General features: G+C 59.2%; 26 protein-coding genes and 1 tRNA gene. 1 reads left to right on the forward strand and 26 read right to left on the reverse strand.

What is annotated here, in order from left to right; all coding sequences use genetic code 11:
* Both IT585_06760 and IT585_06765 read right to left on the reverse strand, forming a co-directional pair.
* A partial coding sequence (locus IT585_06760) for a radical SAM protein (protein MCC6962935.1) occupies nt 1-623 on the reverse strand: 623 nt, incomplete at its 3' end.
* 560 nt (nt 624-1,183) lie between these two features.
* Nucleotides 1,184-2,416: a pyridoxal phosphate-dependent aminotransferase gene (locus IT585_06765; protein MCC6962936.1), complete on the reverse strand. Its 1,233-nt coding sequence runs from the start codon at nt 2,414-2,416 to the stop codon at nt 1,184-1,186.
* Between the two features lie 184 nt (nt 2,417-2,600).
* Between IT585_06765 and IT585_06770 the strand changes: the two genes are divergently transcribed.
* On the forward strand, nt 2,601-2,915 hold the full coding sequence (locus IT585_06770) for a helix-turn-helix transcriptional regulator (GenBank protein ID MCC6962937.1): 315 nt from the start codon (nt 2,601-2,603) through the stop codon (nt 2,913-2,915).
* Nucleotides 2,916-3,389: 474 nt separating this feature from the next.
* Here IT585_06770 and IT585_06775 read toward each other — a convergent pair whose 3' ends face one another.
* From IT585_06775 to flhA, 24 genes are all read right to left on the reverse strand, one after another.
* The gene (locus IT585_06775) at nt 3,390-3,890 is read right to left on the reverse strand and encodes a cupin domain-containing protein (GenBank protein ID MCC6962938.1); all 501 of its coding nucleotides are present in this window, start codon (nt 3,888-3,890) and stop codon (nt 3,390-3,392) included.
* Nucleotides 3,869-4,876 carry an AmmeMemoRadiSam system radical SAM enzyme gene (gene amrS, locus IT585_06780; GenBank protein ID MCC6962939.1) on the reverse strand — a complete coding sequence of 336 codons (1,008 nt, stop codon included), beginning with the start codon at nt 4,874-4,876 and terminating at the stop codon, nt 3,869-3,871. Before amrS ends, IT585_06775 begins: the two co-directional genes overlap by 22 nt.
* Nucleotides 4,869-5,420: an HAD family hydrolase gene (locus IT585_06785; GenBank protein MCC6962940.1), complete on the reverse strand. Its 552-nt coding sequence runs from the start codon at nt 5,418-5,420 to the stop codon at nt 4,869-4,871. The genes amrS and IT585_06785 overlap by 8 nt, the downstream gene beginning before the upstream one ends.
* The gene (locus IT585_06790; GenBank protein MCC6962941.1) at nt 5,417-6,445 is read right to left on the reverse strand and encodes a glycosyltransferase family 9 protein; all 1,029 of its coding nucleotides are present in this window, start codon (nt 6,443-6,445) and stop codon (nt 5,417-5,419) included. Before IT585_06790 ends, IT585_06785 begins: the two co-directional genes overlap by 4 nt.
* Nucleotide 6,446: 1 nt before the next feature.
* Nucleotides 6,447-7,244 carry an undecaprenyl-diphosphate phosphatase gene (locus IT585_06795; protein ID MCC6962942.1) on the reverse strand — a complete coding sequence of 266 codons (798 nt, stop codon included), beginning with the start codon at nt 7,242-7,244 and terminating at the stop codon, nt 6,447-6,449.
* Between the two features lie 29 nt (nt 7,245-7,273).
* On the reverse strand, nt 7,274-7,936 hold the full coding sequence (locus IT585_06800) for a hypothetical protein (protein MCC6962943.1): 663 nt from the start codon (nt 7,934-7,936) through the stop codon (nt 7,274-7,276).
* 597 nt (nt 7,937-8,533) lie between these two features.
* Nucleotides 8,534-9,847: a ribosome biogenesis GTPase Der gene (der, locus tag IT585_06805; protein ID MCC6962944.1), complete on the reverse strand. Its 1,314-nt coding sequence runs from the start codon at nt 9,845-9,847 to the stop codon at nt 8,534-8,536.
* 14 nt (nt 9,848-9,861) lie between these two features.
* A tRNA-Gly gene (locus IT585_06810) sits at nt 9,862-9,933 on the reverse strand.
* A 57-nt stretch (nt 9,934-9,990) separates the two neighbouring features.
* A complete protein-coding gene (locus IT585_06815; protein MCC6962945.1) occupies nt 9,991-11,493 on the reverse strand; it encodes a DUF342 domain-containing protein in 1,503 nt (500 codons plus the stop codon).
* An 8-nt stretch (nt 11,494-11,501) separates the two neighbouring features.
* Entirely contained in the window at nt 11,502-11,915 is a 414-nt protein-coding gene (locus IT585_06820; protein ID MCC6962946.1) for a response regulator, read from the reverse strand.
* 53 nt (nt 11,916-11,968) lie between these two features.
* Nucleotides 11,969-12,598 carry a chemotaxis protein CheB gene (locus IT585_06825; protein ID MCC6962947.1) on the reverse strand — a complete coding sequence of 210 codons (630 nt, stop codon included), beginning with the start codon at nt 12,596-12,598 and terminating at the stop codon, nt 11,969-11,971.
* The gene (locus IT585_06830; protein MCC6962948.1) at nt 12,588-12,953 is read right to left on the reverse strand and encodes a hypothetical protein; all 366 of its coding nucleotides are present in this window, start codon (nt 12,951-12,953) and stop codon (nt 12,588-12,590) included. The genes IT585_06825 and IT585_06830 overlap by 11 nt, the downstream gene beginning before the upstream one ends.
* Nucleotides 12,950-13,303 (reverse strand): response regulator, encoded by a 354-nt coding sequence (locus IT585_06835; protein ID MCC6962949.1) that lies wholly within the window; start codon nt 13,301-13,303, stop codon nt 12,950-12,952. The genes IT585_06830 and IT585_06835 overlap by 4 nt, the downstream gene beginning before the upstream one ends.
* Nucleotides 13,296-15,056, reverse strand: coding sequence for a GAF domain-containing protein (locus IT585_06840; GenBank protein ID MCC6962950.1), 1,761 nt, complete (start codon nt 15,054-15,056; stop codon nt 13,296-13,298). Before IT585_06840 ends, IT585_06835 begins: the two co-directional genes overlap by 8 nt.
* 16 nt (nt 15,057-15,072) lie before the next feature.
* Nucleotides 15,073-15,681, reverse strand: a complete 609-nt coding sequence (locus IT585_06845) for a hypothetical protein (GenBank protein MCC6962951.1) — start codon at nt 15,679-15,681, stop codon at nt 15,073-15,075.
* Nucleotides 15,662-16,186 carry a PilZ domain-containing protein gene (locus tag IT585_06850; GenBank protein MCC6962952.1) on the reverse strand — a complete coding sequence of 175 codons (525 nt, stop codon included), beginning with the start codon at nt 16,184-16,186 and terminating at the stop codon, nt 15,662-15,664. The genes IT585_06845 and IT585_06850 overlap by 20 nt, the downstream gene beginning before the upstream one ends.
* A 19-nt stretch (nt 16,187-16,205) precedes the next feature.
* A complete protein-coding gene (locus tag IT585_06855) occupies nt 16,206-16,964 on the reverse strand; it encodes a PilZ domain-containing protein (protein MCC6962953.1) in 759 nt (252 codons plus the stop codon).
* Between the two features lies 1 nt (nt 16,965).
* Nucleotides 16,966-18,153 carry a DUF2225 domain-containing protein gene (locus IT585_06860; GenBank protein MCC6962954.1) on the reverse strand — a complete coding sequence of 396 codons (1,188 nt, stop codon included), beginning with the start codon at nt 18,151-18,153 and terminating at the stop codon, nt 16,966-16,968.
* 30 nt (nt 18,154-18,183) lie between these two features.
* Nucleotides 18,184-18,600 (reverse strand): hypothetical protein, encoded by a 417-nt coding sequence (locus IT585_06865; protein MCC6962955.1) that lies wholly within the window; start codon nt 18,598-18,600, stop codon nt 18,184-18,186.
* Nucleotides 18,601-18,626: 26 nt separating this feature from the next.
* Entirely contained in the window at nt 18,627-18,902 is a 276-nt protein-coding gene (locus IT585_06870; protein ID MCC6962956.1) for a hypothetical protein, read from the reverse strand.
* An 18-nt stretch (nt 18,903-18,920) separates the two neighbouring features.
* Nucleotides 18,921-19,682, reverse strand: a complete 762-nt coding sequence (locus IT585_06875; GenBank protein MCC6962957.1) for a FliA/WhiG family RNA polymerase sigma factor — start codon at nt 19,680-19,682, stop codon at nt 18,921-18,923.
* A gap of 39 nt (nt 19,683-19,721) precedes the next feature.
* On the reverse strand, nt 19,722-20,597 hold the full coding sequence (locus IT585_06880; protein MCC6962958.1) for an AAA family ATPase: 876 nt from the start codon (nt 20,595-20,597) through the stop codon (nt 19,722-19,724).
* On the reverse strand, nt 20,590-21,609 hold the full coding sequence (locus IT585_06885; GenBank protein ID MCC6962959.1) for a hypothetical protein: 1,020 nt from the start codon (nt 21,607-21,609) through the stop codon (nt 20,590-20,592). The genes IT585_06880 and IT585_06885 overlap by 8 nt, the downstream gene beginning before the upstream one ends.
* Nucleotides 21,599-23,644, reverse strand: a complete 2,046-nt coding sequence (flhA, locus tag IT585_06890; GenBank protein MCC6962960.1) for a flagellar biosynthesis protein FlhA — start codon at nt 23,642-23,644, stop codon at nt 21,599-21,601. The genes IT585_06885 and flhA overlap by 11 nt, the downstream gene beginning before the upstream one ends.
* Nucleotides 23,645-23,659 lie beyond the last annotated feature (15 nt).

Consider the following 23,659-nt stretch of genomic DNA (forward strand, 5'->3'; position numbering starts at 1 on the left):
AGTCCCGACTCGGCGACACCATTGTCGTCGAGCCAAAAGTTACTTCCCTTCTGACGGAACATCTCCTTGAGAGCGGCAGCGGCGATCTGCGGATAGCGCGGCGCCCGGGAGTAGCGGCGGGCGAGGGATTCATCCATATACTTGAGGTCGGGCAGGTAGACAGCGATGGAGCCCTCGAGTTCGCGAATCGTTTCGACGCGATCGTAGCCGCCGTTGTTGAAGACGTAGCGCAAGCCGGGGCGAATGTAGTTGAGGGCGCGGATGAGCACTTTCATCTGCGGGATGAAATGCGAAGGCGAGACGAAGCCGACCAGGTTGATGCCGCCATCGAGGACGGATTCAACGCGAGCGAGAATGTCGGACAGGTCGGATAGTTCCTGCTCGGGGGACTCGCGATTGCGGCTGATTTCGTAGTTCTGGCAATAGACGCACTGCATGTTGCAGCGATTGAAGAAGATGTTGCAGATACCGCGTGGGCCGGAAAGTACGGGTTCCTCGCCGCGGTGTGGGAAGATCGAAGCGACGGAAAAACCGACGCCGCTTTGGCAGAAACCGAGTTGGGGCGAGTTGCGGTCGGCATGGCAATCGCGCGGGCAGATGGAGCAGTCGGAAAGTTCGGCCAAGGGCGCGAGGATTTCGGGCCAGGGGAGGTGGGTATAGCGGGAATGCATTAGGGAAAGGTAAATGTTTCTGAGAGCGAGGGCAAGCAGAGGGCGCCGATTTCAGGAAGCCAGCGCGACGCAGAGGCACCCTCACCTCTGCTCTCCCAAGAGGAGAGGGGAAGCAATCTGCTGCGTTGCTCGGTTGGGGTCGATCCACAATAAGTATGGACATAAGGATCACGGGACCTTGTTCTACTTGCTGCAGGAGTTTGTCCCACCGCGATCCCTTGTTCCTCGGGACGCTGCGCAGGCGGTGGGGCACCGGTGGTTTGGATAGTCCGGCTGAAGTTTGGAGCGTCCGACTGAAGTCGGATCCACAGAAGTTGGAGATCAGATCGCATTCTGGACGTAGGGACTGCAGAAGTCATGGCTCATGGACGAGCCCGTCAGGAAGGGATTCCTGACGGCGCAGGAGAGGGGTTTCCTACCCCGCGCTTGTGGCGTGTAGGCCATTTCTTCGGGACTCTCCAGCGGGAGAGGAGTGAAGGCCGCAACGGCGAGAATGGCGAGATTTTCGCCGGTTAGTGCTTGCGATGGTTGTAATGGTCGACTGCGCGCACGAGGAGTTGCAGCGCATGGCGGAGGTCGGCTTCCTTGAGAACGTAAGCGATGCGAACCTCCTGCTTGCCCTTGCTCGGGTCGGCGTAGAAGCCGTCGCCGGGGGCCACCATCACGGTGGCGCCGTCGTGCGAGAAGTCGGTCAGCAGCCACTGGGCAAAGTTGTTGGCGTCGTCGACTGGCAGCTTGGGCATGATGTAGAATGCGCCGGCCGGTTTGGTGAAGACAGCGCCGGGAATGCGCGCCAATTCCTCGCAGACGATATCGCGGCGATGCTGATATTCGCCGATCATCTGGTCGAGGAACTTGTCGATAGTCTGGTAGCCGGCGATAGCGCCCATCTGCTCGATGGTGGGAGGACAGAGTCGCGCCTGGCCGAGTTTGAGGGCGGAATCGAGGACTTCACGATTGTGGCTGATCAGGCAGCCGATCCGAGCGCCGCACGCGGAGAAGCGCTTGGAAATCGAATCGAGACAGATGGCGCGCTCCGCGACCTCCGCCATATTGAGAATCCCTGTGTGGACGCCGCCATCGTAGGTGAACTCGCGGTAGACCTCGTCAGAGAGAATCCAGAGGTTATGGTCGAGCGCGATATCGCAAATAAGCTTGATTTCGTCACGGGAGAAGATGGCGCCGGTCGGGTTGTTGGGCGAGCAGTAGAGGACGGCGCGGGTGCGCTTGGTGATGCGCTTTTCGAATTCCTCGCGCGCGGGAAGACGGAAACCGTTTTCGACCCGGGTGGGAATCGGAACCAGTTTCATGGCGGCCATGCTGGCGAACCCGTTGTAGTTGGTGTAGAACGGTTCGGGCACGAGGACTTCATCGCCGGCATCGCCGCCGGTCATGAGCGCAAACAGTATCGCTTCGGATCCACCGGTAGTGACGACGATTTCGTCGGCGGTGATTTTAGTGTCGAAGCGCAGGAAGTATTTGCGGATTTCCTCGCGGAGCGGCAGCAGGCCCTGCGACGGGCCGTAGGCGAGGACATCCTCTTGGAACTGGCGGACGGCGGCCATGATTTGATCGGGGGTGATGATGTCGGGCTGACCAATGTTGAGATGATAGACTTTGGTGCCGCGTTTCTTGGCGGCATCGGCCAACGGCACGAGCCGACGAATCGGCGAAGCCTGCATTTCGAGAGAACGTGAAGAAATGGTTGCCGCTTGAGCAGCCCGATCACTGGTCTTGAGAGTCATAGATCACCAATTGCGCCGAGGCCGATAGAAAGTGGTTGCGTACGATACACACGGTATTAGTCTACGAGCGAAGCGCGCCCGAGTCAATCGAATTGTCGCGCAGGAATTGCAGCCGACAGGGCGAGAAATTCTTGACTTCAATGCAATCAGAGACGATTATCTGCGGGCAAAAGCGTCGAAGGTTATGGCAGACAGCAAACAACAGGCACAGATATTTAAGGCGCTCTCGGATGAGACGCGGCTCAAAATTCTCTTGATGTTGAACACGCGGCCGCGGTCGGTGGGAGAGATCGTTGATTTCTTCAGCCTGTCGCAGCCGACGATATCGCGGCATTTGCTGCTGCTGAAACAGGCGGGTCTGCTGAATTCGAAGCGGCGCGGGCAGCAGGTGATTTATGCGCTGAATGAAGAGGGGCTGCGAGAGGATGCGCTGGGGTATTTTCGGGGCTTTGAGTGTCTGAAGGGCGCAATCGGGGCGGCCGTTAGCAAGAAGAAGTAGAAATCGAGAGATTAAATATTGGGTGGCGCGGCTGTTCAGGCATCCTCACCCCCGCCCCTTTCCCTCAGGGAGAGGGGAGGTATCGTTCGTGCGGTGAGTAAAAGCGGGATTGGGTGCCGTACTGACGGAGCGATCAGGTGATTGTTCAGTTGGCTTGCGCTGAGGGGGCCATGATCTCGTGAACAGGCGGCGTGCGAAGATCCGATGCATTGAGAACACGGGAAGCCGACTGAAGTCGGCGCTACAGGGGTGGGAGATTTTGGCGGCGAAGATTGCTTCGTCGCGATGGAGGGCGGAGAAAACGTCAGGGACTCGTTCGCTCCTCGCAATGACAACCAGGATCTTTCAGATCGTGTAGGTCGTGTGGATCGAGTGAATCGAGATCTGCGCGGGAGTTAGCTCTTATCCGCGGCGGACTGTGCGCGACGAAGCGGACACACCCTTGGCAGCGCTCGGGGTGGGGCAGCGGGCCGATTATTCAGTGATGGTGGTGTCGTCGTGCTCGTACGGCGGCGTGCAGAGGCAGAGGAAGACGAGGTCGGTGTCGCCGCGGTTCCAGATCTTGTGGATAGTGCCGGGAGGAAGTGCGATGGCATCCCCTGCCCTAACCGGGAATAGCTCGTCGGCGGCCACTGATGAATCGTCGATGGCGGGCAGACTATGCATTGACATCGTCATCGTAGCGGCGCCGGCGGTAATAGGTTTCTCGGTGGAACGCAGCTCGGCACTCGAAGATTGGACGGCCGGACGGCGGATTCGCATTTCGCCAATGCCGGAAACGATGAAATAGATTTCCTCGGAGCGAGCGTGAAAGTGGTCGTGCGTGGAGCCACCGACGGGAACGACGGCCTCGGCAAGCGATTGGCGATCGATCCGGGAGTTGCGCGGCGCCATGATCTCCCGAATTTTGGAGCCGTCCTTGGTGACGAACTGGGGGCAGTCCTTGAGATTGACTACGCGTGGTCGTTGAGCCATAGGTCAATTTCCTCCTGACACTTCTTGCAGCGGCGGCCTTTGATGCCAGTAAGCTCACTACCAAAACCGTGGCGACGGATGACGGCGCTGTGGCACTTGGGGCAGTAAGTATCGCCGGTTCCGGCGATTTCGACGTTGCCGAGATAGACGTACTTGAGGCGGCGGGCGGCGATGTCGTAGGCGCGTTGCAGGCGCTCGAGCGGCGTCGGCGGCGCCGTCATTTCGTTGTTCGGAAAGTAGCGCGAAAAGTGGACAGGGATGCGATCATTGACACCGGCGACGAAGTCGGCCAGTAATTCGAAGTCGCTGTCGGAGTCGTTTAGACCGGTGATGATCAGATAGGTGATTTCGAGCGGCACCCGGTGAGCGGCGGTCATGCGGACGGCGCGTAACACGTCGGGGAGCGAGCCGTTGCAGACGTGGGTGTAAAATTCCGGGCGCATCGATTTCACGTCGATGTTGATGGCGTCGATGTGCGGCAACAACTCGCGATAGGGTTCTTCATTAACGTAGCCATTGCTGACAAGGACGGTCTTGAGACCACGCTTGCGGGCGATCGGGGCGGCTTCGATGATGTACTCGAACCAGATGAGTGGCTCGGCGTAGGTATACGCGATGCCAACGGAGTGGGCGTGGATCGCCATATCGACCAAATCCGCGGGTGGAATGAAGCGCGTCGGATGCGTATGCTGAGAGATCTGCCAGTTTTGGCAATTCTGACAGCGGAGATTGCAACCGTTAGGTCCCACCGAGAGAATGCGCGCGCCGGGGTGGAAATGGTAAAGGGGTTTCTTCTCGATCGGATCGATGGCAAGGGTTACAACCTGGCCGAAGTTGGAGGCATACAGTTTGCCTTCGATATTTTCGCGGCCCATGCAAACACCCATCTGACCGGCTTTGAGACGGCAGCGGCGTGGGCACAAGTTACATTGGACTTCCCCACCACTTAGTGGTTGCCAGTGGCGAGAGAGCACGAGTTCACCCATGATTGACGATCCACCTCACGGCCGCCAGAATATCAGGCACAACTTCCGCCGGGCAGTTAGTGTCGGACGCATCGCCGACTTCGACCGAGCCGTAACCGGTCAACACCATCACGCCAGTAGCGCTTACATTGCGGGCGAGTTCCATATCCAGGAGACGATCGCCAACGACGAAGGAGCGCGCGAGATCGAGATCGAAGGCGGCAAGTGCTTGATCGATCATGCCGCGCGCGGGCTTGCGACAGGCGCACGGCCCGGAGATGACCGGCAGATGCGGACAATAGAAGATGCCATCGAAATGAACTGCGCCGGCGGCAACAAGTTCTTCGAGCCGACGATTGACGCGGCGGACGTCGTCCTCGGATCCCAGACCGCGAGCGACACCGGACTGATTGGTGACAACGAAGAGCCGAAAGTTGTGAGCGCGGGCAAGTTGGAGTGCCTCGAGCGCGCCGGTGATGAGTTCGACCGCGTCGGGATTAAAGTTGTATTCCTTCTCGACAGTAATTGTGCCGTCGCGATCGAAAAAGATAGCGCGCTCGATCATAGTCGGCGGCTCGCGGCAGCGGCATTTTTCTTGTCAAGTAACACTTTTATTCGTTCGCTAATTACATTGTCGGCCATACGGTTGAAACAGAATCTCTCGTCTCGATGGCAACGGCGTTTCCCGTGCAAGCTGCACGGTGAGCAATATTCATTTACCGTGTAATGATCGGCGAAGTTCCCTAAAGGTGCAAAGCCGAGAACCGGGTGAGTCGGACCGAAAAGGCTCAGAGTCGGAGTGTCGAGGGCTGCGGCAAGATGAGCGACGCCGGAATCGTTGGAAATGACGAATTCGGCGGACTTGAGGACGGCGGCGGCATCGCAGATGTGGGGTTCGGCAATCACCGTGGCGGTGCCAAGTGAGTCGGCCAGAGAGTGGAGTAGCGCTCGCTCCGAGGGAGCGCCAAGAAGGATCAGTTTGCGGTCACGTTCGCGAGCCATAGACGCATGGATTCGTTGCCAGAGCTCGGGGGGAGCCTGTTTCGTGGCATGGGCAGCGCCGGCGGCAAAGATCATGTACTTCCCCGTCAGGTTACGAAAGACTCGCTCGCGCGTCCACCAGGCTTCGTTCTCAGGCGGGACGCTCAGGCACGGCGAAGGCGGATCAGGAAGGCTAAGGTGCAGCGGTGAGAGTGCGGCGGCATAACGATCGACGGCGTGAGAGGGAGTGCGCCGCCCGAATGATTTCAAGCGGACGGCCGCCACCCGACAGAACCACTCTTTACGGGTGCGATAGACGGGAACGCCGAGAGTGCGCGTGACGTAGTGGCTGCGCAGATTGTTGTGCAGGTCGATGACCCCATCCAGGTGAAGTGATCTTAGATCGGAAAGCAGAGACTCTTGCGATTCCGGTTGCCAGGGGTGAATACGGTCGAGGCCGGGAATGAGCGTCAGGAGATGCTGATGTTGCAGCTTGGTCAGAAAGTGCAGTTCGGCCCGCGGGTAAGCATGGCGCAAAGCGCGTACGATCGGCTCGGTCAGGACGAGGTCACCGAGCGAGCTGAAGCGGATAATCAGCAGGCGCTGCATCTTAGAGAAATAAGATAGTCAATATCCCGACGAGGAGGCAGTAGAATCCGAAAAGATAGAATTTGCGGCCGGCGAGCAATTTGAGCAGCCAGTGAATGGCGAGTAGGCCGACCACAAAGGAAACGATCGCGCCAACGGCAAAGGCGGAGATATCTTGAACTGGCGCAGCCTCCTTCATGAGATCGAGACCCTTAAGGAGGACGGCACCGGCCACGGCCGGCAGCGAGAGGAGAAAAGAAAAGCGCGCGGCCTGGCGCGGTTCGATTCCTTGAAACAGCCCGGCAGAAATCGTTGAGCCAGAGCGCGAGATGCCGGGAAGGATGGCGCAGAACTGCGCGACGCCGATCAGAAAGGTGTTGAGAAAACTCAAAGGTCGCTGTGCGGTTTTGACGAAGTGCGTGGCAATCAGGAAAGTCGCGGTGACCAGCAACATCGCACCGCTGAATTTGGTCGACTCAAAGGTCGCCTCAAACCAGTCCTTGAGAAGCAATCCGCCGACAGCGGCCGGGATCGAACCGATGATTATGAAGAGGCACATGCGGAAATTGTCGCGGTGCTGTTCGCGGTTGCGGCCGGCGAGATAGGCGAAGAACGATGAGAGCAATTGCGTGACGTCTTTCCAATAGTAGATCAACACGGAGAGCAAGGTCCCCAGGTGCAGGGCGACTTCGAGAAAGATGCTGGGTTCGTGGACCTTGAGCAGCGCCTGACCGATGACCAAATGCGCCGAGGACGAGATCGGCAGAAACTCGGCAGCCCCCTGCAAGACTCCGAGGATGATGGCGTCAGTCATGGTCATTTACTTGCTGCCGGGCTGCCTGCTGCTTGCTACCACATGAAGAAGCTGATGCCGCCGATGAAGCCGAGTTCGTCATCGATGAGCAATTCGCCGACCAGTTTAATCTTATCGGTGATGGAGAACTCGGAGCCGAGATTGACGGCGATGTTGAAGTCGGAATCGTCGGCGGATGAGGCGGCTTGCCCGATTCCGGGGATGGCGTCATAATTCCAGCTATAGCTGTCGGAGCGCAGGTTGAGGCGGCCATACGGTGTGAAGGCGAAGCCGTTTTCGAGTTTGACCGGGCGGCTGATGACGTAATTGGCACCAAGCGACCACTGTTTCAAGTCGGATGCGCCCAGGTCAAGCTTGTAGTACTCGAAGACCCCGCCAAGAGCCATGTCGAGAGGCCAGCCCATATCGGAGCGCATGAACTGATACTGCAAGTCGGCGTTAATCAGAAATGCGGGATCATCAGCGGATTCGGCATCAACGATGGCCAGCGAGGCGGAGACATCGAGCGGCGCAGCGAGTCCATAGCGAACCGTACCGTAGATGTCGCGAGAGTTTTCGAACAAGCCGATGCCGGTACTGAGACTGAGGCTCCCCATCCCGAGCGTCTGGGCGGAGCGCATCTGGCCGATAAACAAAGCCTGCGACGAGCCGGCGAGTGTGATCACCAGAAGTGAAACGATCAGCGCGAATTTCTTCATCTTCCCTACCTCCTCAATAGAGCTTGTCAATAATTGCAGCGCGGGCGCAAAGTCAACCACAAACTGATGGATAGTATACTCTGGGATCGGAGGAAAGTTCGGATTGAACTTTGGGGGAGGAGTGAGTCGCCAGATCGCGATGAATGGTAGAGGAGGTGGTGGCGCCAGTGGAGATCACCCTCACCCCCAGCCCCTCTCCCAGGGGGAGAGGGGAGAAGACGGCGCATGCTAGAACGGCGAAGCAAATTCGGAGACAGATTGCTTCGTCGCGATGGAGGGCGGAGGGAGTCCTGAGGGTGTGGACGCTCCTCACAATGACACCCGACGACAGACCAGCAGTCAATTCCCGGGAGGCGCTGCTTCGACGACGCCAATCGGCGCAGGGCGGGATTAGAGATATCGGCAGGTCTCCGGAAACATGTCCGCAAGTGTCGATTGTCGTCGGCAAGGAGACCTGCCCTGCTTCCTGTGGCGGGTTAAGTAGTGCGCGGGATCAAGACCTGCCGCAGCAATGTGCCGCAAGGGATGTGTAGAATCGTCGCTGGTCGCGTTTGAATTTGAGGCGGATCGAGTTGCCGACGAGGTCAAAGGTCGGCGCTATTTGCGCTTAAATTTAAGGCGAAGGGAATTGCCGACGAAGCCGAAGGTGTCGCGGATGCGATTTTCCAGATAGCGGATGTAGGAGCGGTCGACCTGTTCGGGGTGGTTGACGAAAAACACGAAGGTCGGCGGCGCGACATCGGTTTGTGTGACGTAGTTGAATTTGATCCACATGCCGCGATGGGCGGGCGGATGGCGTTCGGCCAGGGCTTGCTGCAGGAAGTCGTTCAATTGCGAGGTCGGGATGCGCTTGAGGCGGTCGGTGTAGACTTCGATGACTTTGTCGAGCACCTTGGCTACGCGCTGGCCGGTTTTGGCGGAGACGAAGATGAGCGGAATGTAGCTCATCGTATGGATGCGTTCGGCAAAGGTGCGGGTAAATTCGTCGACGGTCTTGGTGTCCTTCTCGACGAGGTCCCACTTATTCACGACGATGACGATACCCTTGCGTTCGTCATGCGCCTCTTCAATGATCTTGATATCCTGATGATTGATGCCTTCCGGACCTTCGACAAGCACGAGGGCGACGTCGGCACGCTGAAGCGCGCGGATGGTGCGCATGGCGGTGTACATCTCGAGGTTGTCCTTGACCTTGGCCTGACGGCGGAGTCCGGCGGTGTCGACGAGAACGAATTTCCGGTCCGCGTATTCGAGGAACGTATCGATGGAGTCGCGGGTGGTGCCGGCGATCTCGGTCACGATCAGGCGGTCGTCGCCCAACAGCCGATTCACGAGCGAGGATTTGCCGACATTGGGACGACCAATCACGGCGACGCGGATCGCATCGACAGCGGGTTCCTCGGCGTCGCTCGCGGCGGGCAAACGGGCCAGGATTTCGTCGAGCAGGTTGCCAGTATTGCCGCCGGAGATCGCCGAGACTGTGATCGGTTCACCGAGGCCGAGCGAGTAGTGCGCATTGGCTTCGAGGTGCAGGTTGAAGTTGTCGGCCTTGTTGGCAACGAGCAAGGTTGGCTTACCGGACCGGCGGAGGATCTTGGCGATCTCCTGATCGATATCGACGGGACCGACTTGAGCATCGACCAGGAAGAGCACAAGATCAGCTTCGGCGATCGCCAGTTCGGCCTGTTCCCTGACCTTCTGGTCGAACAGCTCATCGGAACGTGGCAGGAAGCCACCGGTGTCGACCATCAGGAAGTAGCGGCCGGACCATTCGACGGTACGATAGAGGCGGTCGCGAGTAACGCCGGGGGTGTCATCGGTAATGGCAACGCGATCGCGGCCGAGGCGATTGAAAAGCGTCGACTTGCCCACGTTGGGGCGACCGATTATGGCAACTACCGGCAATGGCATAACAAAAAAATAAGAGCGGGTGATGGGAGTCGAACCCACGACATTCAGCTTGGGAAGCTGACGTTCTACCACTGAACTACACCCGCAGCTGACCCGCAAGCTACGGGCGAGTAGCGGGGGAAGCAAGGGATTTCTTGGCGAGCTCAGGCGTTGACTGGTACGGGTGATTCGGCGGCGGTCGGCTTCTGCTGCTGCTTGGTCTTCTTCCACTCTTCCTCGAGCAGGCGTTCGCGATTGGGGTCGAGTGTGGACTTGGTGATGGCATCGCCGAGCTTCTCGAAAACGACTGGCCCGGCGACTTCTTCCTGAATCTCTTTGTAGACAGGACCGAAGTGGATGACGACGCCGGGGTAGACGCGTTCCTCGGCGACGATTCGGGCCCCGGTGAGCTCCTGGAGCTGGCTCTTAAGCTCATCCTGCTCGCGTTTGAGGTCATCCAGCAAGACTGGCAGATCACGCATGTACGCCTTGAACTGGTCGAGCGCTTGTTTCTTGTCAGGCGGGAGTTTGCCGTTGAGTTCGAGCTTGTAGAGCACGACCATCGCTTCTTTGATCCGCTTCTCATCCGCGGAGATGCGCTCGATTTCGTGGGCAACTTCGCGGAGACGCTCGACAGTCTTCATGTCGTAGGCAACGCGGATATGGGTCGGGACGCCGGCGGAATTGCCGATGACGCCGGTCTTGACGAGATGCTTGGCAGCGACGGAACCACCAACGATGTTGCCGGGCCGCCCGACGACGATGACGGAGTCATCGGCGTAGACGTCGGCGTTATGGCATTCTCCGCCGATATAGCAGGTACCGCCGGCGCGGATTTTCTGATTTTCGACATATTTGGCGGTGACATCGCCACCGGCCACGAGGCGTCCCTTGCCGCCGCCGAAGAAGCCGCCGCGGATGAGGATGTTGCCGCCGGCCTGGACGACGGCGTCCTCGACGTTGCCGCCGACTTCGAGGTCGTGGGCCACAGCGACCTTGAAGTCGCAGGTGATATTCTTGCCAATCTTGAGCGAACCGGCGGCATCGAGGTTGCCCGTGGAGGCATCCACGGAGTCGTGGATACTTTGATTCGGCTGGACGCTGACAACGCCGAATTTGACGGCGAGAGTGCCGTCGATCTTAGCAACCAATGCTAGGCCGTCGTGACTAACCTCAGTATTGGCGCCCTGCCCCAGCTGGCGATCGCGACCGGGCTTGGCTGGAATCTCCGTGCCAAAGACCGACTTGCCGGGTTGTCCGGGAGTCGGCGGACGCTTGCGGACAAGGATCTGGCCGGCCCTGGCATTCTGGATGTAGTTCAAGTTCTTGTAGTCGATGCGGCCGTGCTCGTCTTCCTTCGGCTTCCGGTTGAGATCCATGTCGAAGAGGTAATCGAGTACGGCATCCGACCCGGGATGTGACGGCTGGCCGCAGGCGATGCGAATCGTGGTATCGACCAGAGTCTGATTGATGATGTCGGCGATAGCATCCTCATCGATGCCAAAGACGACATTGTTCTCGGCCAGCATCTGCTTGATCTCTTCGCTCGAGGGCAGACGCCCCTCGAGTTCAGCAGCGACCAACTGGATGAAGGCCTCGGAGGCGTCGGTGTTGGTCGAGAGGATGATGCCTTTCGGCGCCTTGAGGTACTTGACGTCGCTGCTCATCGGGTGTCCTACGTGTTGGTGTTCGGGATCTGATTGCGGCCGGCCTGGGTTCGCCAGTAGGCCCGCTCAATGACAACTGTGACTTCGTAATGCTTGAATGGCTTGGTGATATACTCATCGGCGCCGGCAAGCAGAGCGTCTTTGATCGTGAACGCATCGGCGTAAGCGGTCATCATGATAACGGCAACATGCGGATAGTCGGCTTTAATTTCGCGGAGGAGATCAAAACCATTCACGTCCGGCATTTTGACATCAGTCAAGACAATATCGATCGGCTGTTCGGCGAGAACACGCTTGGCCATCAGGCCACCACCGGCCGTGGCAACTTTGTAGCCAGCCTTCTCGAGAATTTTGATCATCAGGTTGCGCATGACTTCTTCGTCATCAACCACAAGCACTCGAATCGGGTCGAATTCTTCCATCAAATCTGCTCCCGTATTGTCTAATTTAGTTATCGGCAAGGAAATACTGGGGTTCACATCCGACCGGCTTTCTGGCGAGCCGGAGCAGCCAGTTTGTTCTGGTCGGTAACAAGACAAGCGATAATCTGCTGGGCGGATAGTTCGCGGGCCGCCGGATGATGCGCCAGGACGCTGCGGCCAAGGTCGGAGACGACGGACTCGGCGCTGCTCAGGACAAGGGTATCGCAGCGATGTTGTTCCAGAGCGGAACAAGCGGGGCAGGTATCGGCGTCATCGCCGCGACCGGAGAGAAAGACGACAGTCAGGCCGGCACCGAGTTGCCCGGCCAACCGAGAAATGCTGGAGCTGATCCAGCGCTCGTCGGCCCGATCGGGCGTGAGTGCCAGGCGCCGGCCCGTGTTGTTGAGCGAGCAAGCGCGCCCACTTACGGCGAAGTAGACATGGCCGGCCTGGAGTTCGGTCTCAGTCTTAGCCTGGTGGAGTTTCAGCGGCGTGGTGCGCTGGAGCGCGCTGATCGACGACTCGTGCAAGAGCGGGTCGGAAGTAAGGAAAATCACGATCGGCAGCCGAAAATCGGCGGGGAGTTCCGACAGCAAATTGTGAAGCGCGACCGGACCGCCGATGTCAGCGACAATAACGATCAGGCGCGGGCTGTAGTTACGAGCAGGAGAATCAGGCTTCACGATTGATTCGTTGTCCTTTCTTAATCGCCAGCACGGTATTGATGATGCTTTCCGCCGCCTGGCGGATGCGGTCGAGGTTTTGGTCGAGTTCCTTTTGGATGTAGAGCTTCTCGTCATCCGACATTTCGTCACCGCGGGCGCGTTTGAGTGCGACTTCGGCGGCAGTTTGAGTGTCGGTGGCGGCGTCGATCAACTGCCGGAAGCTGCCACCGACGGCCTGGAAGGCGTTGTCCGTCAGGCGCAGCCGGGCATTGGCAATGGTGAGGTTGAGGTTGACGAGTTTGATTTCGTCGACCAACAACGCCACGCGTTCAACGAGGGTCGCCAGGTCCGGAGTCTGCGGTATGGTGGTCATTCGAGGAACTTCCCGATTTTGGATTTGAGTTCGCGCATGTCGCTGCTCTTGATCAGATAGTCGTTGGCCAGCCAGCTCTTGAAGTCGGACTTGTAAGTGTTGAACGCCGAGTGAAGGATGATCGGGAGCGTGGGGTCGCGGCGTTTGATTTCGGCCAGAATATCAAGGCCGTTCTCGGTACCCATCTTGATATCGAGCACAATCAGGTCGATCGGGTAGAAACGCATGCACTCCAGGGCTTCATTGCAGGTGCAGGCGGTTACCACCTGATACCCTTCGTCGGTCAAGATCTGCTCGTAGAGCTTGAGCAAGTTGGCTTCGTCGTCGACGCACATAATCGTCTTAGACATAGAGTTCCTCCAGCGCGGGATAGGCGATATAGAGAGCGGCCTGGCCATCGGCGCAGACGCCGATCCCGGGTTCGCCACCGTTATAGCGAATGGTTTCGAAAGCCAACATCATACGCAGGGAGCCGCCCTGCAGCTCGTTTTCGTAGAAGGCGGTGACCAAGTCGCGCAGGCGCTCGTGTGAGTGGGCACCGGAGCAGACGGCAATTTCGATACGATAGGTTCCCAGCTCGGCGGCGATGGTGATGCGCAAGGCGACGTCCGGCGGGAAGACCTGATCCATCTGACTGAGCAGGTCAAAGAAGACCTGGATCGACTGGTCGTGGTTGATGCGAACGGTAGCGGCGGCGGGTGCGTCAACCGCGACCTCGAGTGGCCGACGGCAGCCGCGCTGCACGAGGACCTCGATGGCGGCCGTCACGACCTGTCGGAGATCGACGAATTCGCGCTCCTGGGCAAAGGACTTGGAGAAATTCAGGACGTCGGTCATGGCCGTTTCCAATCGCATTGTCTCATCCATGATAATCTGCGCATGCTCACTCATTCTATCGGCAGAGTTGAGTTTGCTTTTTAGCAGTGCGGCGAAGCCGCCAATGATGGTGAGCGGATTGCGCAATTCGTGGGCGATTTTGTAGGTTAATTGCGCAAGCAGGGAGCTGCGTTCGATGGCGGTAATCTGGCGCTGGACCTGCTCGATCTTGCGCTGGGCCGCTTCGAGCGAGGAGGCGCGGCGTTCGAGTTCCTCGAAGAGCTGAGCGTGCTCAATGGCCGTGGAGGCATGCGAGGCGAAGACCTGGAGCAGGCGCACGGTGGTGTCGGGAATCGGTTTGCCGGTGATCAAGTTGTCGGCCACGATGACGCCGAAGGCGCGGCCGCGGGACAGCAGCGGCACGACGGCGCAGCGAGTGGTATTCAGCTCGCGCAACGCCGGCGATTGGTGGGCGAAGGCATCATACAGACCGGCGTCGACGTTGCACCACTCGCCCTGCTCCATGACCCGGGCAAAGAAGGGATCGACCGCCAGGTCGATCCGCAGGGAGCGGACGCGGCCGGTGACCTCGATGTCGTAGTGTTCGACGTTGCGCAGATAGCACTGGAGGACCTCATAGAGCGACCGGGGCGCAGAGCTGATACCGGCCCAGATGCGTCCGGCTTCTTCGGGACTGGAAGGGCCGATCGCGAGTTTGCCGACGAGGGCGTTATCCTCCGGGCTGAGCACAAACAGGAAGGCGCGATTGAAGCCGAGGCCTTCGCGCGTGGTTGCACCGGCGAGAATCATGCGCAGGATGTCGTCGGTATGCATCGACGAGTGCAGGGCGCGGGAGATTTCTTCGATGATCTTGAATTCGCGCAAGTGACGTTCGAGACGCGCCGTGGTCTCGGAAGAATCGGTGAGATCGTAGAGCACGATGACGACGTGATCGAGGCTATGGCGATCGGGTGCGAGCGAGCCGGCCAGCGAATAGAGGCGTCCGGTCCCATCGGTGAAGGCGAGCGGCGGTAAATCCAGCGGCAGGCCGGAGGCAATGACATTGGTTACGGAAGCGCGAATGTTATAGTCCAGCAAACCATCGAGTTGAGACAAATCGTCAAGCACTGAATGCCCGTCGGGTGAAAAGAGACGGCTGAAGGCTCGGTTGGCGTAAACAAGTCGCCCTTCCCGATGCCCGACGGCCACGGCGAACGGGACGTGGTCGAAGGCTGCGAAGACCGCGTCGGCAGCAGACACGGCCGAGTCGGAGGCGACGGAGGACATAGCTATCCCGACGCGGCTACCGCTGCCGCGCCAAGTCCTCGACTTCGGCGGCGACCTTCTCAGCGGCCTCGGTCTCGAGGTGGTCGAAAAGTTCTTTGCGGCTCTCGTACGAAAGGTAGAGATCAGGATCGGCGTCGGTGAAATCGAGGTATTGCATGGAAGATGGACCATACCGACGGAACTTGAGCCGTTCGGAGGCCACCGTACGACCTCGCAGGCAGTCGAAGATCCGGTAGTCCAGATTAAGCCGTGCCGTCACGCGCCGCTGTTTGGCAAGGAACGGAAAGGCAAATCCCTGCTCGACGCGCACCTGCTCGGACTCGATTTCGCACCAGACGATATAGCGGTAGCTGTTGTTCAGGCCGGCTTCAACGATTGCCTGCTTGTCGAAGCGCAGGCCAATGCGATCCTGGACGCGGCGGGCATCGGCGCTGTCGGCGACCAGGATGCCGTTGGTTTCGGCGATCCGGTCGACAAGCAGTTCAGCGAGCGTTCCGTCGGGCCAGGCACTGGAGGCCGTGTTGACGATCACAACGACCGATTTCTCGACCTGAGCGGAAGCCGCACCGAAGGCGGCGGCAAGCAGCGCAACCAGCAGGATGACGCTATTCAGCGGTCTGGCCATGGTCCGCCTCTTTCATTCGCTCCTGCACCTTGCGCGCAAAGATATAGCGCAGCAGGAAGCGTTTGACGCGGTCGTCGAAGCTGGAAATGACGCTGCCGATATTGGGCTGGCCGAAGACCTGGTTGAGTTCGGAGTCCGTGCAAAATTCGACGCCAACCAAGTATCCGCCTTCGCCGTCGTCATCGACGCGCTTGACCTTGCCGGCGATGCCGGTGAGCAGGTCGGAGCCGGCGAGTTCGAGGCTCATGGTGAGATAGGCGCCCTCGGCGAGCTGATGTTCGCAGACCATCAGCACACCGCCGCCGGAAATGTTGAGCATGGTGGCGTTCTGCTGACTGGCGTGGGCGTCGCCGAGCGGACGATCGAGATCGAGCACCGCATAGACGATCGGCGCGGCGATCTCGAGGCGGACGTAGCGGCGTTTCTTCTCGCGATAGAGCTGCAGCGGTTGCTTGATGACGAGATTGTCCGCGGCGGCTTTGCGGGGTTGCTGGTGTTTGCTCATGTGCTCCTCCTGTAGATTCCTATATGATGCCGCGCTTCTTCATCGCCACTTGCTGAGCGAAGACGAAGTTGAGCAGCGCGGTGCGTTGGGTTTCGGTGAACATTTGATAGCGGCGCGGGACGCGTTGAAGTTCGCGCTGGGAGAGCAGCATCTGTTGCTCTTCGAGCGTGAAGATTTCCAGACCGTAGTAATGCCAACCGTCTTCGTCGGTGTCGACCCGGCGGGCTACCGCCAGCAGCGCCAATTCGCGCGGGAAGTCGTTCGGCTTGAGGCGGACGAAGAAGCGTTGACCGGCACTGCCGGAATAGCGCGATTTGACCAGCAGCCCGTTGCCGGAGAGGTTGCGGCAGGAACCTTCGAATTCGCCCAGGTCACTTTCCTCACACTTGCCGGTAAGAAAGCTGTCGCAAGGGATGAGCACGGCGACGCCCTCGACCTCAATCCGGTAGTAGCGGCGGCGCTGGTTGCGCTCGATATTGCGCGGGTACGGGATCAGGTAGGTATCGCGGCCATCCGGATCCTTGGACAGGATCGTGCCATTAAAGGTGTAAGCAGAATCAGGTTTGAAGAAGTAGGCCGTGAAATCGGCACCGACTTCGAAGAGGGCGTCGCCGGAAATCAGGCTCGGGCGATCGATGACCAGGCTGGTCTCGGTGATGTCCTCCAGTCGCGTGCGGTAGCGGCCGGTGCGGCCGTGGTCTTCAAACACCAGTTCCAGCTTGTCCCAGAGGTCGAGCAGTCCGCCGACGCTGACTTTTTGACGAGTGGTTTTCTCCACGTCACTCACCCCGGGCGGCCTCAAGATTAAGCTTGCCTTGCGCGACGGCGAGGTCGACGATTTTGCGCGCGAGCGCGGTGCGAGTCTGGTCGCCGCGGTTCTCGAAGATCATTTGTTGGCCGGCCTTGATCGTATTGTTGAAGTAGAGCTTGGCTTCAACATTGCGGCCGGCGCGGCGGGAGAGTTCGGCGATAAGATACATCGCCTGGATTTCCTGATTGCCGGGCTGGATTTCGTGGCCGTCTTCGAACGCGGCTTTATAAAACTCCACGGCAAACAGGAGCGCTTCCTGCTCATTGAGCGGCGCGTATTCCCATTTCACTTTGACTTCGCGCAGGAATTCTTCGAACGAGGCGAATCCGCCGTAGGCGACACTGCCGGTGTTGGCGCCGCCGGTCGGAATGCGCTGACGCATGTTGTTTTCGATGGCGCCTGCGAGACCGGCCATGCTGGCGTTGAGTTGCTCCTGCAATTCGCTGATGCGCCGCAAGTGGCTCTTGAAGCCTTCCTGAATGGTCAAGAATTCCGAATTGTGCGGCGCGGCACTTCCCTGCTGGCCGAGGCTGTCGTCGACCAATTGCGAGATCGAGTTAACGTTGAGCGCAAAATAATCGCGCGCCTGCCGCAGCTTGGCGTAGGCCTTGTCGATGTCGAAGGCAAAGTGGGCGACTTCGTCGGCGGGGCGGGAGGCGGCACCATAGTATTCGCGATAGAGCCAGGCGATGCGCAAGAAGAAGCGACCGAGATCCAGCTTGCGCGGATGCTCATTCAACAGTTCGTCGTAGATGCCAAGCAGGAACTTGGTGACGGCAGTGCCGAAGGGGTTGGTTTGGGGGTTGCGGGCCTGGCCGAGCATCTTGACGACCGAGCCGTCGACGGCGACCGCTTCGAGATGGCGCGCCTGAGTCGAGCGCTGGCGGTAGGTGCGGAAGGCGGTGTCGTTCTTCCAGTCCTTGAATGCCTGATTAAATTCGCGGGTATAGAAGCAATTGTCACAGGTAGCCATGAAGAACAGGAGCGGATTGAAGACTTCGTATTTGGGATTGCGCCACTGGCGGCCCTGGGGACAGAAGTCGGTGTCGTGGTCTTCCTCGATGTAAGCGCCGACCTTGATGTTTTCGAATTCGTTGATGGTCTTGCAGACCGGACACTCAACTTTGGTCAAGAAGAACGGTGATTCCATGGCCATAATTGCCTTCCTGTGCTTAAAGTCCCTTCCTTATTTCAACTGTCCCAGCAGCTCCAGCTCCATGAAGGAGATGCCGAGAGCGCGCTCGATGTCTTCGCGGCGGCTGCCCTGGCGGTACATGCGGACGGCTTCCAGATATTTTTCGGTGCGGCTGAGACGCCGCCGACCGCGCGACGGCGGTTCCGCCACAAAGGCGCGCTGTGGTTCGTACTGCGCGACCAGGCCCGGGCGGACCGGACGCGGCGCAGCAGGCGCGGCGGCACGGACAACCTCGATCGGTTCCGGGACCGAGGCCGGTTTTGGAGCGGCGGGCGCGGGGGCAAGATTGTTGAGAACGTGTTGCGCGATCAGCGCGCGGAGGCGTTTTTCGCGGCGGTAAAGGAAATAGCTGACCATCGCCGCGATGATGACGATAAATCCGAAGTCTACTGCCAGTCTTGCTACCATCCATGTATCCATAGCTGACTCCTGTCCTATGCGGTTACATCCAGACCGCCGGGATTCTCCTGTTCTTTGGGTTTCTCCTGCTTCTGTTCTTTCTGCTGCTGTTTCCGGTCGCGGTCGCGGTGAATGATCGCCTCATCGGTTTTTTCGGTCGGAACCGCCTGGCGCTGTTTTTGCACATTGTGCTGGTCGACGACCTGGGCAGCCTGACGCTGATCGGTGTCGGGTGCGACCTTCTGGAGCTGGTTGACGCGCTCGGCGAGCGGCGTCTTGGCCAGATTGTCAACGACCGCGATCGGTTGCACCAACGACCATCACCTTCTTTACAGCGCGAACTTCTCGTGCACGAGGTTGCGCAGCTTATTCACGGCTTTGGTATGAATCTGCGAGACGCGCGATTCGGAGATCTGCATCACCTCGCCGATTTCCTTCAGCGTGAGTTCTTCGTAATAGTAGAGCGCGATCACGAGGCGCTCCTGCTCGGTGAGATTGGAGATGGCGACGCCAAGGTAGGCTTTCAGTTCCATCTCCTCGATTTCACCGAGGACGGAATATTCGGCCGGACCTTCCACAGTCTCGATGCGGGGAATCTGGCGGTTGTCTTCCTCGCGGTAGATCATCTCGTCGAGAGAGAGCAAGGTGGCGCCGGAGACGTCGCTGAGGGTGGCGCCGAACTCATCGATCGAGACGTTGAGGTGCTTGGCAACCTCGACGTGCGACGGTTTGCGGCCAAGCTTGCCTTCCAGTTCGGAGAAGGCGCGGTCGAGTTCGCGCGACTTGGCGCGGGTTGAGCGCGGTACCCAGTCGAGGCTACGGAGTTCATCGAGGATTGCGCCGCGGATCCGCGGCACGGCGTAAGTTTCGAACTTGATGCCACGGTTGGGGTCGAAGTTGGCGAAGGCCTCGATCAGGCCGATAACGCCGGTGTTGACGAGATCGGGGAGTTCGACGGTCTTGGGAAAGCCCATGGCCAAGCGGCCGGCAACGTTGCGCACCAAGGGGAGGTAATGGGCGAGCAGACGCTGCCGAATTTCCGGGTCGCCGGTGTTACGATAGGATCGCCATGCATCTCCAACGTTGATCATAGGATCTTTGCGCCTTTCCTGAAATATTGATAACATGATCTATTTGCTTCTCTTAATTGTTAGGGCCTGAGCTATCAGTCCGGTATCGTCAGAGTCGATAGCGGTTTTTAGAGAATTCGCGTCGGCGAGGGCGTTCCAGAGGGCGGAAGCGCGCCGGGGCGACGTTATGTGATTTTCGCGTAAGGTCTTAGTCAGCTTGTCCAATTTTCTAACAGCGGGGTTGCCGGCGCCCGAAAGTGCCACGAGCGCGTGCGTTTCGGCGAACTGCCCCAGCAGCGGGCTTTCCTCGATGATTCCGAGCGGCGCTACAGCTGTTTGAAGAAACTTCTCGACCAGTTCAGTGAACTTGGCGGCAGCCTGGAGTCCCTCCGGCTCCGATTCGACTCGATTGACGACGAAGGCAGCGGTGAGACGCGGATTGAGTTGCAGCGCCTCCTTCAATTGCGTGTAGGCGTCGGCGACGGCGGGAATGCGTGGTGTCGTGACGACGACGCTGAGGTCGGAATAAGCCATCAGAGAAAGTGTCAACGCATCGAGGCTGGAGGAGGTGTCGAGAATGACGACATCGAAGAGTGCATCAAGCTCGCGGCAGGTGTGCAAACCGCGTTCGTTCAACATGACAAGGTCGCGGGTGGCGCCGGCTTCAGTACCGATGAGCCAGAGATTCGGCGCGATCTTGGTAACGGCGGCATTCAAGTCGGCCTCGCCGGCGAGAACGCGTTCGAAGCCACAGCGGACGACAGCGTTGGTCATGACGGCGAGATCGCCGAGGCCGGTATCGGTGTCAAGCAGGAGCGTGCGGTAGCCGGATTCCGCCAATTTGGCGGCCAGGATCACCGCCGTGGTCGATTTGCCGACGCCGCCTTTGCCGGAGCAGACGGTCAAGTAGAACGCGCGGGTCTTGGTCTCAGTCATTGAGCCCTCCCGTGAGCTTGGCGAAGAAGTTCTCGACGGTGAATTGGGTCACGAGTGCGGTGGGCAGTCGCGAATCACTGATACAGAGGAGCGGCGGGTATTCGCCGACAACAAGGTTTAACAGGGCACCGCAACCGGCGGCGGCGTCCAGTTGCGTGAAGGCGACAGCGTCAACACCGAGCGGGCGGACAAAATCGAGAAAATGGCGCATATGCCGCCAGCCGGTAGTCAGGGACAACACGGCAATGGTGAATCGCTGCGGAATCTCGGCCAGTTGCCGAGTCAGAGAATCTAAGGAATCCTGATCGCCGTTGACCAAGCCGGTAGTGTCGATCAGATGCCGCGACAGCTTGCCAGCGACAGATTGACGGGGCTCGACGGCGAGTTCGAGGATGTCGGCGAGGTTGCTGATTTCCTCGTCGGCGCCAGGACGGAAGTTATCAAGCGTTTCGAGAGTCACGCGTTCCTTGCGGTTGAACACGAAGTGGGTCGCATACTTGGCGAGCAGTGAACTCTTACCCGAGCCGCAGGGACCGATGAAGACGAGATTGGCGGCTTCGGCCGGCAGCTCGATAGCGGTCGGCATGAAAGCGGAAATGATGCGGATCAGGCTTTCATCGGAAATCTGCTCGGTGCGCTGGAGGCGGCGACAGATATCAAGTGCGAGGTTGGCTTCAACATCGTGGAGACGAAGCGCCAGATAGTAGTTGCGTACCTGGCCCTTGAGTAATTCGGGCAAGACGACGTCCAGCATTGCCGATTCGAGGCCCGGGTCCCCGAGGCGTGCGATTCCGGGGTTCGGTGCGGCCGGCACGGATGGAGTCATCGGTGACGGAGTGCGCAGTGGCCGAGCGGCAGGCGCGGCGTCCTTGGCGGCAGTCACCGAGAAGAGGCGCGTGCCGTTATCGCGGATGACGTCGGTCTTGAGAATGACCGCATCGGCGCCGAACTCACGGCGGACGAGATCGAGCGCGTCCGGAATCGTCGGGGCTTGGAAGTTCTTAATTAGCATCGTATATGCTCACTGCTTCTTTTGAGAAAACTTCGATATGAGGGAGGATCTCCGAGTAGGAGAGCACGACAAGACCGTTGACGGCTCCCTGCAGGTAGCGCTGGAGTGCCATGCGGACGTTGGGGCTGACGAGCAGCACCGGCGTGAGTCCTTCACGGGTCATGCGCTCGACCGACTTGGCGATGCGCTGGGTCAGTACTTCCCCGTTGTTCGGCGGGATGACGAGCATCAAACCCTGCTTGGTCGCCTGAACATTGTCGGCGAGGAACTTTTCGGTACGCGGTTCGAGGGTGAAGACGGTCATCTGATCGTTGTCGCCAGCATAGTTGCGCGTGATGCTGCGGCGCAGGGCCATGCGCACGTACTCCGTGAGCACGTCGGCATCCTTGGTCTGCTGGGCGTAATCGGCGAGCGCTTCGAGGATCGTCACCATATCGCGGATGCTGACGCGTTCGTTGAGCAGGTTCTGCAGGACTTTCTGCAAGGTCGCGAGTGGGACGATTTCCTCGACGACGCCTTCTACAGCCGCCGGGAACTCGCGCTTGACGCGTTCGATGAGATTCTTGACATCCTGGCGGGTGAAGACTTCGGCCGCATGGGTCTTGATGATCTCGGTCAGGTGTGTGGCCATAACGGCGGCCGGTTCGACGACGGTGTAACCCTTCATTTCGGCGAGTTCTTTGTAGTTTTGAATGATCCACTTGGCGGACATGCCGAAGGCCGGTTCTTTGGCGGCAAAGCCTTCGAGGTCGTCTTCGATGTACCCGGGATTGATGGCCAGCAGGTGGTCGACCATCAGCTCGAAGTTGGCGATCCGGTTACCTTTGAGTTTGACCTCATACAAATTCGGACGCAGTTGAACATTGTCGCGAATGCGAATCGGCGGCACGATAACGCCGAGTTCCTGAGCGATTTGGCGGCGCAGGCCGGAAATGCGGTCGAGCAGGTCGCCGCCTTGCTGGGTATCGACGAGCGGGATCAAGCCGTAACCGATTTCCAGCTCGAGGGTATCTAGATGCAATGACTCTTCGGCCTGTTCCGAAGGGGTTTTCTTCTGCTCCGGCTCGATGCGCACTTCGGTGGACTTGGCTTCTTCGCGGCGCTTGATCGATTGCATTGTGATGAAAGCGGCGGCACCGACGATCACGGAGAAGACGGTAAATGGGACAAACGGCATGCCGGGGACGACACCGAGCAGGAAGACGATACCGGAAGCGACAGCCAACGCCTTTGGCTGTAGCGTCATCTGCTGGGCCATTTCAGTGCCGAAGTTCGAATCACCAGCGGCGCGGGTGACGAGGATACCGGAGGCGGTGGCGACGATCAGCGCCGGGATCTGGGTGACCAGGCCATCGCCGACCGAAAGCAAGGTGTAACGGCGGAGCGCTTCGGAGATCGGCAGGCCTTCCTGCGCCATGCCGATGATGAAGCCGCCGATGACGTTGATCAGCGTAATGAGGATGCCAGCGACGGCATCGCCGCGGACAAATTTGGAGGCGCCGTCCATCGCACCGTAGAAATCAGCTTCCTTGGTGATGTCGGCGCGACGCTTGCGGGCGTCGTCTTCCGAGATCAGGCCGGCGTTAAGGTCGGCGTCGATTGCCATCTGCTTACCCGGCATCGCATCCAAAGTAAAGCGCGCGGCGACTTCGGAGATGCGGCCAGCGCCCTTGGTGATAACGACAAACTGGATGATGACCAGGATGATGAAGATGATAAAGCCGACAACGTAATTGCCTTTGACCACGAAGTTGCCGAAGGAGTTGATGACCGAGCCGGCGTAGCCTTCGCCCAGGATCAGGCGAGTCGAGGCGACGTTGAGCGAGAGGCGAAAGAGTGTGACGACAAGGAGCATGCCCGGGAATACTGAGAATTCGAGCGGGCGCTTGATATAGAGCGTCGACAGCAGGATCACCAGCGACAGCGAGATATTGGCGGCCAGCAGCAGGTCGAGGAACGGCGTCGGAATCGGGATAATCAGGACGGCAATGATGCCGACCACAGCGATGGCCAAGATAACGTCCGAGTGCTGCATGTACTTCGGCATGGC

It is taken from the genome of Candidatus Zixiibacteriota bacterium (assembly GCA_020853795.1).
Classification (GTDB): domain Bacteria; phylum Zixibacteria; class MSB-5A5; order CAIYYT01; family CAIYYT01; genus JADJGC01.

Coding starts and splice junctions, on each gene's coding strand:
- IT585_06830 (MCC6962948.1), bottom strand. CDS start 12,953: ATGACCACCATACCGCAGACTCCGGACCTGGCGACCCTCGTTGAACGC.
- amrS (MCC6962939.1), bottom strand. CDS start 4,876: ATGGGTGAACTCGTGCTCTCTCGCCACTGGCAACCACTAAGTGGTGGG.
- der (MCC6962944.1), bottom strand. CDS start 9,847: ATGCCATTGCCGGTAGTTGCCATAATCGGTCGCCCCAACGTGGGCAAG.
- IT585_06795 (MCC6962942.1), bottom strand. CDS start 7,244: ATGACCATGACTGACGCCATCATCCTCGGAGTCTTGCAGGGGGCTGCC.
- IT585_06880 (MCC6962958.1), bottom strand. CDS start 20,597: ATGACTGAGACCAAGACCCGCGCGTTCTACTTGACCGTCTGCTCCGGC.
- IT585_06785 (MCC6962940.1), bottom strand. CDS start 5,420: ATGATCGAGCGCGCTATCTTTTTCGATCGCGACGGCACAATTACTGTC.
- IT585_06875 (MCC6962957.1), bottom strand. CDS start 19,682: ATGATCAACGTTGGAGATGCATGGCGATCCTATCGTAACACCGGCGAC.
- flhA (MCC6962960.1), bottom strand. CDS start 23,644: ATGCAGCACTCGGACGTTATCTTGGCCATCGCTGTGGTCGGCATCATT.
- IT585_06820 (MCC6962946.1), bottom strand. CDS start 11,915: ATGGAAGAATTCGACCCGATTCGAGTGCTTGTGGTTGATGACGAAGAA.
- IT585_06850 (MCC6962952.1), bottom strand. CDS start 16,186: ATGAGCAAACACCAGCAACCCCGCAAAGCCGCCGCGGACAATCTCGTC.
- IT585_06840 (MCC6962950.1), bottom strand. CDS start 15,056: ATGTCCTCCGTCGCCTCCGACTCGGCCGTGTCTGCTGCCGACGCGGTC.
- IT585_06800 (MCC6962943.1), bottom strand. CDS start 7,936: ATGAAGAAATTCGCGCTGATCGTTTCACTTCTGGTGATCACACTCGCC.
- IT585_06815 (MCC6962945.1), bottom strand. CDS start 11,493: ATGAGCAGCGACGTCAAGTACCTCAAGGCGCCGAAAGGCATCATCCTC.
- IT585_06885 (MCC6962959.1), bottom strand. CDS start 21,609: ATGCTAATTAAGAACTTCCAAGCCCCGACGATTCCGGACGCGCTCGAT.
- IT585_06860 (MCC6962954.1), bottom strand. CDS start 18,153: ATGGCCATGGAATCACCGTTCTTCTTGACCAAAGTTGAGTGTCCGGTC.
- IT585_06765 (MCC6962936.1), bottom strand. CDS start 2,416: ATGACTCTCAAGACCAGTGATCGGGCTGCTCAAGCGGCAACCATTTCT.
- IT585_06845 (MCC6962951.1), bottom strand. CDS start 15,681: ATGGCCAGACCGCTGAATAGCGTCATCCTGCTGGTTGCGCTGCTTGCC.
- IT585_06865 (MCC6962955.1), bottom strand. CDS start 18,600: ATGGTAGCAAGACTGGCAGTAGACTTCGGATTTATCGTCATCATCGCG.
- IT585_06775 (MCC6962938.1), bottom strand. CDS start 3,890: ATGGCTCAACGACCACGCGTAGTCAATCTCAAGGACTGCCCCCAGTTC.
- IT585_06790 (MCC6962941.1), bottom strand. CDS start 6,445: ATGCAGCGCCTGCTGATTATCCGCTTCAGCTCGCTCGGTGACCTCGTC.
- IT585_06770 (MCC6962937.1), top strand. CDS start 2,601: ATGGCAGACAGCAAACAACAGGCACAGATATTTAAGGCGCTCTCGGAT.
- IT585_06835 (MCC6962949.1), bottom strand. CDS start 13,303: ATGTCTAAGACGATTATGTGCGTCGACGACGAAGCCAACTTGCTCAAG.